11 protein-coding genes are annotated in these 12,049 nt (G+C 75.6%); 7 read left to right on the forward strand and 4 right to left on the reverse strand.

The annotated features are described in order from the left end of the window. Window positions 1-330 precede the first annotated feature (330 nt). Window positions 331-1,464, reverse strand: a complete 1,134-nt coding sequence (locus ACZ7LY_RS16945) for a GAF domain-containing protein (protein ID WP_471625370.1) — start codon at window positions 1,462-1,464, stop codon at window positions 331-333. A gap of 76 nt (window positions 1,465-1,540) precedes the next feature. On the opposite strand from ACZ7LY_RS16945, the gene ACZ7LY_RS16950 reads away from it, so the two are divergent. The 3 genes from ACZ7LY_RS16950 (at window position 1,541) to ACZ7LY_RS16960 (ending at window position 4,900) form a co-directional block, all read left to right on the forward strand. Next, window positions 1,541-2,413 (forward strand): ANTAR domain-containing response regulator, encoded by an 873-nt coding sequence (locus ACZ7LY_RS16950; RefSeq protein ID WP_471625371.1) that lies wholly within the window; start codon window positions 1,541-1,543, stop codon window positions 2,411-2,413. Window positions 2,414-2,540: 127 nt separating this feature from the next. Continuing rightward, window positions 2,541-3,857, forward strand: coding sequence for an aminotransferase class I/II-fold pyridoxal phosphate-dependent enzyme (locus ACZ7LY_RS16955; RefSeq protein ID WP_471625372.1), 1,317 nt, complete (start codon window positions 2,541-2,543; stop codon window positions 3,855-3,857). Then, a complete protein-coding gene (locus ACZ7LY_RS16960; protein ID WP_471625373.1) occupies window positions 3,854-4,900 on the forward strand; it encodes an MBL fold metallo-hydrolase in 1,047 nt (348 codons plus the stop codon). The genes ACZ7LY_RS16955 and ACZ7LY_RS16960 overlap by 4 nt, the downstream gene beginning before the upstream one ends. Here ACZ7LY_RS16960 and ACZ7LY_RS16965 read toward each other — a convergent pair. Continuing rightward, window positions 4,880-5,509, reverse strand: coding sequence for a DedA family protein (locus tag ACZ7LY_RS16965; RefSeq protein ID WP_471625544.1), 630 nt, complete (start codon window positions 5,507-5,509; stop codon window positions 4,880-4,882). The genes ACZ7LY_RS16960 and ACZ7LY_RS16965 overlap by 21 nt on opposite strands. Further along, window positions 5,509-6,282: an MBL fold metallo-hydrolase gene (locus ACZ7LY_RS16970; RefSeq protein WP_471625374.1), complete on the reverse strand. Its 774-nt coding sequence runs from the start codon at window positions 6,280-6,282 to the stop codon at window positions 5,509-5,511. Before ACZ7LY_RS16970 ends, ACZ7LY_RS16965 begins: the two co-directional genes overlap by 1 nt. 81 nt (window positions 6,283-6,363) lie before the next feature. Between ACZ7LY_RS16970 and ACZ7LY_RS16975 the strand changes: the two genes are divergently transcribed. The 4 genes from ACZ7LY_RS16975 to ACZ7LY_RS16990 all read left to right on the forward strand — a co-directional run bounded on the left by ACZ7LY_RS16975 (window position 6,364) and on the right by ACZ7LY_RS16990 (window position 11,118). Then, a complete protein-coding gene (locus tag ACZ7LY_RS16975) occupies window positions 6,364-6,819 on the forward strand; it encodes a hypothetical protein (RefSeq protein ID WP_471625375.1) in 456 nt (151 codons plus the stop codon). Between the two features lie 86 nt (window positions 6,820-6,905). Next, window positions 6,906-9,011, forward strand: a complete 2,106-nt coding sequence (locus tag ACZ7LY_RS16980) for an alkaline phosphatase family protein (protein ID WP_471625376.1) — start codon at window positions 6,906-6,908, stop codon at window positions 9,009-9,011. 171 nt (window positions 9,012-9,182) lie between these two features. Then, window positions 9,183-10,601, forward strand: a complete 1,419-nt coding sequence (locus ACZ7LY_RS16985; protein WP_471625377.1) for an amino acid permease — start codon at window positions 9,183-9,185, stop codon at window positions 10,599-10,601. Window positions 10,602-10,692: 91 nt separating this feature from the next. Continuing rightward, window positions 10,693-11,118, forward strand: a complete 426-nt coding sequence (locus tag ACZ7LY_RS16990) for an OsmC family protein (protein ID WP_471625378.1) — start codon at window positions 10,693-10,695, stop codon at window positions 11,116-11,118. Window positions 11,119-11,145: 27 nt separating this feature from the next. Here ACZ7LY_RS16990 and ACZ7LY_RS16995 read toward each other — a convergent pair whose 3' ends face one another. Next, window positions 11,146-12,009, reverse strand: a complete 864-nt coding sequence (locus tag ACZ7LY_RS16995; RefSeq protein ID WP_471625379.1) for a helix-turn-helix domain-containing protein — start codon at window positions 12,007-12,009, stop codon at window positions 11,146-11,148. Window positions 12,010-12,049: the final 40 nt, after the last annotated feature.

A 12,049-nucleotide genomic window follows, 5' to 3' on the forward strand; every position in this document is an offset into this window, starting at 1 on the left:
GTGCGGTGTGTTCCTAGACAGCTCCACCACATCGGAGGTCTTCGCCATGTTCAAGACCCACCGGTGTCAACAACGCTCGTGATCAATACACCTAGGGCGTGTCCGCAAAGTCCCGTCGTCGTCCGAAGGACGGCCCCGCGGCGTCTGGTGCGTGCTCTGGGGGTGCCCCCGGCCGGAGGCTGGGGGAGTGCCGGGTGCAAGGCCTCGTACTGGATGTACTTGGCCTTACGCCCGGTGCGGCGAATGGGGTCTCCCCTGCTCGAGCGAAGTTCGAGAGCTTGGGGAAGCGTGCCAGGCGTCGTGGGGCAGGCGGGACTTTGCGGACACGCCCTAGCTGTCGCGGCACATGGCCAGCGCTATGTGCCGCGCCAGCATGTCCAGCGTCCGGGCCTCCGCCATCGAGAACGCCGGCCGGCCCGCCGACCGGCACAGCGTGAGCACCCCGCGCACCGGTTCGTCCGGCGCCGTCAGCAGTGGGACGCAGATCAGCGAGGTGATGTCGGCCCGCACCAGGACCGGCGCGCCCGATGCGTCCTTGCCGAGCACCAGCGGGTCCTCCGGGCGCACCAGCAGCGCCGGCGCGCCGCCCCGCGAGGCCTCCGCCACCAGCGGGCTCTCCGCCGGGTCCTGTGCCGCCATGTCCGCGCGGACCTCCTCGTCCAGCCCGAACACCGCCGTGCGCCGCAGCCGTGCCGCCCCGAGGTCGGCGACCGCCCAGTCCGCGAACCGCCCGTGCAGCACCCGCGCCGCCCGGCGCAGCACCCCCGCCGGATCGCCCGCGGGCGCGGCCAGCAGCTCCCTGGTCATCGCGTCGCCGAGGTCCGTGAGCGCCGCGTGCCGGGTCGCCTCGGACAGCTCGGGCACCGTCGCGGGCCCCGCCGGACGCGGCACGGCGGGTACGTCGTCACCGGGCTGGAGGACGACGAGGACGGTGGTGCGCGGTTCGTTGCCCGGCCGCACCCCGGTCAGCACCGCCCGTACGGGCGCCTGCGGGGTCTGCTGGAGGTGCACCGTCAGCCCCCGGTCGCCCTCGCCCCTGGCCACCGCCGCGACCTGCGAGCGGAACGCGGCCCGGTCCGCGTGCGCGAGCAGCCCGGCCAGCGGCCGGCCCGTCGCGTAACCGGCGCGGACCCCGGTGAACGCCGTCGCCGCGAAGTTCAGGCGCCGCACCACGCACTCCCGGTCCACCAGGGCCAGCGGCAGCGGCAACCGCTGGAAGACCGCCCGCAGCAACTGCTGCTCCTGCCGGTCCGCGGCGCTCGTCCGGCTCTCGCCGCCGCCCCCGCCCGTGCTCGTCCGCTGACACAGCGGCCACAGCGTGCTCACCGCGTGGTCGAGCTCGAACAGGGCGGCGTCCAGCACCGCGGGCAGCTCCTGCCCCGGCACCGAGCGTGCGGCCCGCAGCTCGGACACCCGCCGCTCGAAGTCCGCCAGCTCTTCCTCGAATTCCTCGGTCTGCGCCATACGGGAGAACGTATCCGCTGCGGTCGTTTTCCGGGGCCCGCCGGGGGAAGCCGCCCACGGGGAAGGAGGCGCCACCATGCCACAGCCCGACCGCGACGACGCCACCGCGCCCGAGCCGCGCACCCCGGACACCCCGGACGGCGGCCCGAACGCCGCCGCGTACGACACCTCGTACGACGCCACGTGCGAGGCGACGTCCGCCACGCGCGAGGCGGACGAGCGGACCGCCGACGACTGGAGCCCGCCCGATCCCGGGCGCGGCGCGCCCCAGACGCCCGAGGCGGGGCTGCCCACCCGGCGCCTCGCGGACCTCGCCGAACAGGCCGTGCGCTGCACCGCCGAGTGCTGCGGCGCCGTCGCCACCGCGAGCGACGACAGTGCCGAACGGGCCAGCGCCACCACGCACCCCGACCTCGCCGCGCTCGTCTCCGTGCAACTGCTGTCCGGCGAGGGCCCCCTCCTCAGCGCCGAGGAGAGCGGGCTGCCCGTGGACCTCGCCGACCTGCTCACCGACGAGCGCTGGCCCCAGTACCGGGCGATGGCACTCGACGCGGGCCTGCGCACCAGCGTCACCATCCCCTTCCGCAGCGCCGACCTGACCGTCACGCTCACCCTCTTCGGATTCCGCCCCGGTCTCCTGAGCGACGCCCCGCACGGCCCGGTCCGCGCCCTCGGCGACCTCGCCGCGACCTGTCTCGTACGCGACCGCTCCTACCGCCTCGCGCTCACCGAGCTGGACCAGAAGGACGCCGCGCTGCGCACCCGCCCCGTCGTCGACCAGGCGTGCGGCATCGTCATGCACGTACTGGCCTGCGACTCCGACGCCGCGTTCGGCGTGCTGCGCCGCATATCGCAGACCACGAACCGGAAACTGTCCGACGTCGCCGCCGCCGTCGTCGAGCGGCGCGGGCGCGGTCTGGAGCGCGAATTCGCCGCCCTCACCCCCTGACGTGCCGCCCGCCCGCCGCCCGCACGGCCCCGCCCGCACCGCCACGCCGCGCGCGCACCCCCGCCTGGATGTGACGCTGGAGGGGTACGAGCCCTACCGGTACGCGACGGACAGGCACGGAGGCAGCATGCGCCCATCGGACCCCACGCCCCACGACGCGGCCCCGCGCGTGCCCGAGGGCGGCGACGCGGTGCGGTTCGGGCCCCTGCTGCCGGGCACCGGCCTCGGCGTCCCCGAGGACCTGGCCGCCGTCGTCGCGGGCGCCGCCCACCGCGCGCACGCCGAACCCGCAGGCGGTCCGCCCGGGCTCGCCGAGGCCGCCCGCGGCTACTGGCAGCGCCGGGGCCTGCCCGCCGACCGGGGACACGTCGTCGGCGCGCCCGGCGGCGCCGCGCTGCTGCACGCCCTGACCGCCGCCGTCGGCGGTGACGTCCTCGTGCCGCGCCCCCGCGCCGCCTGGTGGACCGCGCAGGCCCGGCTGCTGGGCGCCGCCGTCTACCCGGTGCCGATCCCCGCCGAGTGCGGCGGCGTGCCCGACCCGTACGCCCTGCTCGAGACCGTGCGGCGGCTGCGTGCCGAGGGCGGCGACCCCCGGCTGCTCGTCCTCGCGCTCGCCGACGACCCCACAGGGACCGTCGCACCGCCCGAGGTGCTGCACGAGGCCGTCGAGGCCGCCGTGGGGGAGGGCCTGCACGTCGTCAGCGACGAGACCTGGCGCGACACCCTGCACCCGGGGCAGGCCGAGACGTTGCTGTTCAGCCCCGCCGAGATGTTCCCCGAGCACATCACCGTCCTCACCGATCTCGCCGGGGCGCTGCTGCCGCCGTCGCTGCCCGCCGCCTGCGCCCGCTTCCCCGCCGGGACGCGCGGCGACCGGCTCGCCGCCCGCGTCCTCGACGTCCTCACCGCCACCGGCGCCGTGCTCGCCGCCCCGGCCGCCGCGGCGGCGACGTACGCCCTCGACGAGAGCGCCGCCGTCCTCGCCCACCGCGCCCGCGCCGCCGCCCTGCACGGCGGCCTCGCCGGGGCGCTGCACCGCGCCGTCCTCGCCGCGGGCGGCCTCGCCCGGCCGCCGCGCGCCGGGCGCCACCTCTACGCCGACCTCGGCCGCTGGCGCGTGCCGCTCGCCGCGCGCGGCGTCAGCGACTCCCAGGACCTGGAGGAGTACCTGAGCGCCCGGCTCGGCATGCCGGCGCCCGGCGGGCACCGCTTCGGCGACGACCCGGCCGCGCTGCGCGTCCGCCTCGCCACCGGCCCGCTGCTCGGCGCGAGCGCGCCGGAGCGCGCCGCGGCCCTCACCTCGCCGGAGCCCACGGAATTGCCGCACGTGGCACGGCTGTTGAGCACGGTGGGCTCGGTGCTCGGCGTACTCCGCGACGACGCGGGCCCCGCGGTCTCACCAGGCAACGGTCCGGCAGGCGAGGAACGGGAGAGCGAGCGATGACCCAGGCGTCCGAATCGACGGCGACCCGGCGCGGCGGCACCAGTGCCGCCGCGCGCCCCCTCGTCGAGCCGAGGCCCCTCGACGAGGGCGCCCCCGCCGCCGTCCCCAGACGCTGGCCCCGCAGCTTCGCCCACCGGCTCACCGCGCCGCTGCCGGGGCTGCGCGCCTTCGCCCGGTTCGCCCGCGAGGGCAAGGTGCGCCCCTCCCGCGAGGGCCTCGCCGACATCGCCCGGCTGCCCTACGAGCCGGGCCCGCTGCCCCGCGCCGACGCGAACGCCGTCGCCGTCACCTGGGCCGGGCACGCGAGCTGGGTGCTGCGCGTGGGCGGCCTCACCGTCCTCACCGACCCGGTCTGGTCCCGCAAGATCCTCGGCACCCCGGCCCGCGTCACCCCCGTCGGCGTGGCCTGGGAGGCGCTGCCGCCGGTCGACGCCGTCGTCATCAGCCACAACCACTACGACCACCTCGACTGGCCCACCCTCAAGCGGCTGCCGCGCGACACGCCCGTCCTGGTGCCCGCCGGGCTCGGCCGCTGGTTCACCCGCCGCCGCTTCACCCGCGTCACCGAGCTGGACTGGTGGGAGGCGGCCGAACTGGGCGGGGTCCGCTTCGACTTCGTCCCCGCCCACCACTGGTCCAAGCGCACCCTGTTCGACACCTGCCGCAGCCTGTGGGGCGGCTGGGTGCTCACCGACCGGGACGGCCGGCGCGTCTACTTCGCGGGCGACACCGGCTACGGGCACTGGTTCGCCGAGATCGGCCGCCGCTACCCCGGCATCGACCTCGCGCTGCTGCCCATCGGCGCCTACGACCCGCGCTGGTGGCTCAGCGACGTGCACTGCGACCCCGAGGAGGCGGTGCGGGCCGCGCAGGACGTCGGCGCACGGAACATGGCGCCCATGCACTGGGCCACGTTCCTGCTCTCCGCCGAGCCCGTCATGGAGCCGCTGACCCGGCTGCGCGCCGCGTGGGAGAAGGCGGGACTGGCCCGCTCCGCGCTGTGGGACCTGCCGGTCGGCGCCTCACGCGTGCTGCCCGTCTGACTCCCCGCCGCGCAGTCTTCGCCACACCCCGGGGGCCGCGCTGATCACCACGGTCAGCGCGACCGCCGCGAGGACGCCCTCCCACGGCTTCTCGAACAGCGAGCCGCCGAGCACCCCGATCACCTGGTACGTCGCCGCCCAGGCCAGGCACGCCGGACCGTTGCCCCGGGCGAAGCCGCGCAGCGGCATCTTCGCCATCAGGCACGCCAGCATCACCGGGATGCGCCCGGCCGGCACCAGCCGCGACAGCACGAGGACCATCACGCCGTGGTCGGCGAGCTTGTCCTGCGCCTGCTCAAGACGGTCCCGGGGCGCCCGCGCCCGCAGCGCCTCCAGCCACCGCGAGCCGTTCTTCGACCCCATGCCGCGCCGCCCCAGCCCGTACAGGGCGAGGTCCCCGAGGAACGCGGCCAGCGACGCCGTGGCGAACACGAGCAGCAGCGACAGCGGCGCCGAGCGGTGCAGGCCCACCACCGCCGCCGAACTGACCAGCGCGCCCGTCGGGATCACCGGGACCAGCGCGCCGAGGAACACCAGGACGAACAGCGACGGATAGCCGACCGCCTGCTGCGTCGCGTCCGGCGTCACCTGCGCGAGCGCGTCCGCTATCACCGCGTGGCCTCCGCCCGCACACTCTCGCCGTGCCCCAGCAGATGCACCGCCACCTCCGGCGCGCGCAGCGCCGCCTGCCGCACGAACTCCTCGCCCGGCGTGTGGAACTCGTGCGGGCGCACGGCGTCGAGCCCGATCGGCCAGTACGTCCCGTAGTGCACCGGCACCGCGCTGCGCGGGCCGAGCCGGGTCAGCGCCTCGGCGGCCCGGCCCGCGTCCAGATGGTGCGGCCCGAGGAACGGGCCCCAGCCGCCGACCGGCAGCAGCGCCACGTCCACGTCCCCGACCGCGCCCGCCATGCCGTCGAACAGCCCGGTGTCGCCCGCGAAGTACGTACGGGCCTCGCCCTCGACGACGTACCCGAGCGCGGGGGAGCGGTGCGGGCCCACCGGCAGCCGCCGTCCGTCGTGCGCGGCCGGCACCGCCCGTACGGTCACGCCGCCCGCGTCGATCCGGTCGCCGGGGACGACCTCGGTGACGTCGAGGGTGCGCAGCCTGCGCAGCGCCGGCACGGCACGCGGCGCCTCGCGCGGCACCAGCACGCGGGTGCCCGGCGCGAGCCGCGCAAGGGACGGCACATGCAGATGGTCGGCGTGCAGATGCGAGACGAGGACCACGTCGGCGACGGCGGCCCGCAGCGGCGGCGGCGCGCCCCTGCGCCGGCGCAGATGCGCGAGCCGGCGCGTGAAGACGGGGTCCGTCAGCACCCGGATGCCCGCGTCCTCGACCGTGCAGGTGGCATGACCCCACCAGGTGATCTCGACCGGCACCCGTTGCCTCCTTCGTGCGACTGCCCCGAGCCTACGTGCAGGAGTAGGGTCGGGGCCGGGAACGGCGGTGAGGGGGACACCATGGGCGCAGCGCACGGACCGGCACACGGTCCGGGGGAGCGGGCGGCCCCCGGCGCTCCCGTACGGGTCGTGGCCATCGCCAGTCTGATCCCGCTGGAGGAGCTGGACGCGGACCCGTTCCTCGTCGACTCCCGCAGCCAGTACGCGATGTGCGCCCGCTGGGCCGCCGAGCGCGGCTACGTCATCACCCGCGAGCTGCTGCTGCACGCCCTGCGCCCCGACCACGACGCGCTCTGGTCCGACGTGGACGCGGGCCTCGCCGACCTCTTCGTCGCCCCCAGCGACCGGGTGCTGCGCGCCGCCCTGCGCTCGGTCGAGGCGTTCGACGCCGAGTGCGCCCGGCGCGGGGTGCGCTGGGAGACCGCGGGGCTCGCCGAACCGTCGTACGACACGGAGATGAAGGCCCGCGTCCACCGCCGCCTGTCGATGCCCACCGCCGGCTACGACGGCCGCTGACCCGGCGCCCGGCCCGGAGCGCCGCAAAAGGTGTGAAACCCTGGCCGGGCAGAGCGCGGCGGGACAGGGCGAGGGGAGTCGGGACGGTGGCCGAGGGCCGATGGCGGCGGGCGGCGAGCACGGTGTGGCGTTCGCTGACCGTGTGGGCGGCGAGCACGCTCACGATGATGATCCTCGCGGGCATCCTGCCGGACTTCCAGCTCAAGGCCGACACCGGCGACAGCATGACCCGCGTCGCCTACACCGCGGCCCTCGGCGCCGGCGCCTTCGCGCTCCTGTCCGCGCTGGTGTGGCCGCTGCTGGTGCGCGCCCTGCTGCTCGTGCCCGCCCTCGTCCTCGGCCTCGTCGTCTTCTTCCTCAACGGCGCGCTGCTGCTGTTCGCGCTGCGGCTGATCCCCGACGGGCGGGGCGAGGCGAGCCCCGAGACGGCGGTCGTCGTCGCGGCCGTCATGTCCGCCGTCGCCTCCGCGACCGGCGGCGCGCTCGCCGTGCGCGACGACGACGCCTACCGCCGCCGCCTGTACCGGCTCGCCGACCGGCGCCGCCGCAAGGAGCGCCCGGGGGCCGTCTGCCCGCCCACCCCCGGCATCGTCTTCCTCCAGCTCGACGGCGTCGGCCACGATGTCCTGGTGCGCGCCGCCCGCGACGGCGTGCTGCCCACGGTGGCCGCCTGGCTGCGCGACGGCAGCCACCGCCTCACCCCCTGGCGCACCGACTGGTCCAGCCAGACCGGCGCCAGCCAGCTCGGCATCCTGCACGGCTCCAACCACGACGTGCCCGCCTTCCGCTGGTACGAGAAGGACACCGGCGAGATCCAGGTCTCCAACCGGCCCACCAGCGCCGCCGAACTCCAGCGCAGGGCCGTCGAGCACACCGGGGACTCCGGGCTGCTCTCCCTCGACGGAGCCAGCCGCGGCAACCTCTTCAGCGGCGGCGCCGAACAGGTCGCCCTCGTGCTGTCGGTCGCCGCGCGACGCGGCAAGGAGAACCGTTCCCGCGCCGGGTACTTCGCCTACTTCAGCGACCCCGCCAACGCCGTGCGCACCGCCCTGTCGTTCTTCGCCGAGGTCGGCCGCGAGATCGGCGAGGGACTACGCGCCCGCATCGAGCGCCGCCGGCCCCGCGTCGGCCGCGGGGGCCTGTATCCGTTCATCCGCGCGTTCGCCACGGTCGTCGAGCGGGACGTCGTGGTCGCCGCCGTCCTGGGCGACATGCTCGCCGGACGCGGAGCCGTCTACGCCGACCTCGTCGCCTACGACGAGGTGGCCCATCACTCCGGGCCGCGCAGCCGCGACGCCGAGAAGGTACTCGGCCGCCTCGACCGCGCCCTCGCCCTCATCGAGAAGGCCGCCGAGCACGCCCCCCGCCCCTACCGCCTCGTCGTCCTGTCCGACCACGGCCAGAGCCCCGGCGAGACCTTCCACGCCCGCTACGGGCTCACCCTCCAGGACCTCGTGCGCGCCGGCTGCGGACTGCCCGTGCCGCGCAAGGTGCGCCGCACCCACAGCGGCGCCGAGGCCCGCGCCGCCGTCCGTACCGCCCTGCACCGGCCCGTCGAGGAGAGCACCCGGGGCAGCGGCAGACGCAGCGAGCCCGTCGTCCTCGCCTCCGGCAACCTCGGCCTCGTCTCCTTCCCCGACGTGCCGCACCGGATGAGCACCGAGGAGATCGACGCCCGCCACCCGGCGCTGCTGCCCACCCTCGCCAACCACCCCGGCGTCGGCTTCCTCCTGGTGCGCAGCGAACGCCACGGCGCGGTCGTCCTCGGCGCGCGGGGCGCCGAGGTCCCCCTCGCGGACCTGCGCGACGGCGAGGGCCCGCTCGCCGACTTCGGCCCCGGCGCCGCCGACGCCGTGCGCCGCACCGACTCCTTCCCGCACACCGCCGACATCATGGTCAACTCCTGGTACGACCCGGACAGCGGCGAAGTGCTCGCCTTCGAGGAGCAGATCGGCTCGCACGGCGGCCTCGGCGGCGAGCAGGGCCACCCCTTCCTCCTCTCCCCGCGCACCCTCTCCGCCCCGGTGCCCGAGGGCGAACCCCTCGTGGGAGCCGAGCAGATCCACCACGTCCTGCGCCGCTGGCTGGAGGAGAACCGCTCCGGCCCCCAAGTGCCCCTCACAGCCGCCCCGGGCGCCGGACCCGAGGTGCCCGCGCCCGCCGCGGAGGAACAGCTCGACGAATCGGCCTGAGCCGGATCTTCCGGCGCACAAGGGCCCCGTACGGCGTTTTTTACGTCACGAGCCGCGCCGCGCGGGATGAATTCGGGCGATTTGGAGGGGGCCCGTGCCGCGCCCGAGCATGGTCGTGCGCGCCCGGCGATCCCGTGGCGCCGCCCGCACGACCGAGAGGCGCACCACCCCATGCACGACACCGGGACCGCACCCGCCACGGCTCCGGCCACCGCCCCCGACCCGGCCCTGGACGGCGGCGCGGGCCCCGGCGACGACCGGCACAGCAGGCATGCCCGCCGCTTCGGCCTTTCCGTTGCGACCGCGCTGGTCATGGGGAACATCATCGGCGGCGGCATCTTCCTGCTGCCCGCCTCCGTCGCCCCGTACGGCACGGTCAGTCTCGTCGCGTTCGGCGTCCTGACCGCGGGGGCCATCGCGCTCGCCCTCGTCTTCGGGCGGCTCGCGCACCGCCACCCGATGACCGGCGGCCCGTACGTCTACGCGCGCGAGGCGTTCGGTGACTTCGCCGGGTTCCTCGCCGCCTGGAGCTACTGGATCACCACCTGGGTCTCCAACGCGGCGCTCGCCGTCGCCGCCGTCGGCTACCTCGACGTGCTGCTGCCCATCCACGGCTCCACCCTGTGGACCCTCCTCGCCGCCCTGACCTGCCAGTGGCTGCCCGCCCTCGCCAACCTCGCCGGGTCCCGCTACGTCGGCGCGGTCCAGCTCGTGTCGACCGTGCTGAAGTTCGCGCCGCTGCTGCTCGTCGCCGTCGGCGGCCTGTTCTTCTTCCACGCCGACAACCTCGGCCCGTTCCGCGCGAGCGGCGACTCGACCGTCGGCGCGGTCTCCGCGTCCGCCGCGATCCTGCTGTTCAGCTACCTCGGCGTCGAGTCCGCCTCCGTCAGCGCCGGCGAGGTCCGCGACCCCGGGCGCGACGTCGGCCGCGCCACCGTCCTCGGCACCGGGCTCGCCGCCCTCCTCTATCTGCTCGGCACGCTCTCGGTGTTCGGGACCGTCCCCCACGACACCCTCGTGAAGTCCAGCGCGCCCTTCTCCGACGCCGTCGACGCCATGTTCGGCGGCACCTGGGGCGGCACCGCCGTCGCCGTCGCCGCGCTCGTCTCCATGGTCGGCGCCCTCAACGGCTGGACCCTGCTGAGCGCCCAGACGCCCTACGCGGCGGCCCGGGACGGCCTGTTCCCCGCGCCGTTCGCCCGCAAGCGGCGCGGGGTGCCGACCGTCGGCGTCCTCGTCGCCGTGTCCCTCGCCTCGCTGCTCACCGTCTACAACTACACGGTCGGTTCCGGCGGGGTCTTCAAGACGCTGGTCCTCGTCACGACGTTCACGGCGACCGTCCCCTACCTCCTCGCCACGGCCGCGCAGATCTACTTCCTGCTCTCCGGACAGGGACACCGGGTGCGCCCCGGTCGCTTCGCCCGCGACCTCGTCCTCGCGCTCGCCGCGTTCGGCTTCTCCATGTGGCTGGTCGGCGGCGCCGGGTACCAGGCCGTCTACCAGGGCGTGCTGTTCCTCTTCGCCGGCGTCCTCGTGTACGCGTGCATGGCGGGCCGGCGCCGGGCCGCCCGCGCCCGCGCCGACGCCTGACCCGGCCGGTCCGCGCGCTCGGTGCGACGCGCGCCCGCGGATGTGGTCGGATGGGGGCCGACAGGTCCCCACCGTCACGAAAGGAACCACCGTGGCCACCACGCGCTCCGCCCACACCGTCTGGGAAGGCAACCTCCTGGAGGGCAGCGGCACCGTCACCTTCGACTCCTCCGGCATCCCGCAGCAGCCGGTCTCCTGGCCCTCGCGCGCCGAGCAGGCGAACGGGAAGACCAGCCCGGAGGAGCTGATCGCCGCCGCGCACTCGTCCTGCTTCTCCATGGCGCTCTCGCACGGCCTCGCCGGCGCGGGCGCCCCGCCCACCAAGCTCGTCACCTCGGCCGACGTGACGTTCCAGCCGGGCGAGGGCATCACCGGCATCCACCTCATCGTCGAGGGCACCGTGCCGGGCCTGGACGAGCAGGGCTTCCAGGCCGCCGCCGAGGACGCCAAGAAGAACTGCCCGGTGAGCCAGGCGCTGACCGGCACCACCATCACGCTCACGGCCAAGCTGGTCTGAGCACGGGTGGGGTGCGGGTCCGGCGGCTCAGTCCAGCCGGGCCCGCGCCGCCCGCAGGATCTCCAGGCTGCGCTCCGCGCTCGCCGCGTGCGCCACGAGATGGTCCAGGACCTCCAGATGCGCGCCCACCTCGTCGCGCGAGTCCAGATACAGGGCACCGGTCACGTACTCGCTGTAGACCATGTCCGGCAACTCCCGTACGGGGAAGCGGAACAGGGTGAACGGGCCGAAGGTGCCCGGGTGCGGGCCCGAGCCGAACTCCGCTATCTGGAGCGTCACGTTGGGCAGCGCCGCCGCCTCGATCAGCCGGTCCACCTGCTCGCGCATCACCCCGGGCCCGCCCGGGACCCGTACGAGCGCCGTCTCGTCGACGACCACCCACAGCCGCGGCGCGTCCTCGCGCGTCAGCAGCGACTGGCGGGCCATGCGCAGCGCGATGTGCCGCTCGACCTCGGCGGGCCGCGAGCGCCCGACCGTGCCCGCGTCGAACACGGCACGCGCGTAGCCCTCCGTCTGCAACAGGCCCGGCACGAAGTGCGGTTCGTAGCCGCGGATCATCTCCGCGGCGCCCTCCAGGCTCACGTACAGGCTGAACCAGTCGGGGAGCACGTCGTGGTAGCGCTGCCACCAGCCGGGCAGGTTCGCCTCCTCGGCGAGCGCGACGAACGCCGCGATCTCCTTGTCCGGCACGCCGTACAGTTCGAGGAGCATCTGCGCGTAGGGGATCTTCAGGGCGACCTCGGCGGTCTCCATCCGGCGGATGGTCGCCCCCGTCACGCGCAGCGCGCGGGCCGCCTCGTCCCGTTTGAGACCCGCGGCTTCCCGCAGGTCGCGCAGGCGGCGGCCGAGGACGACCTGGCCCACCGTGGGGGCCGGCCGTCGTTCACTCACGTCACACGTCTCCCCACGTGCCGGCGGCGACAGGCAGCGG

It is taken from the genome of Streptomyces sp. NPDC107550 (genome assembly GCF_055639095.1).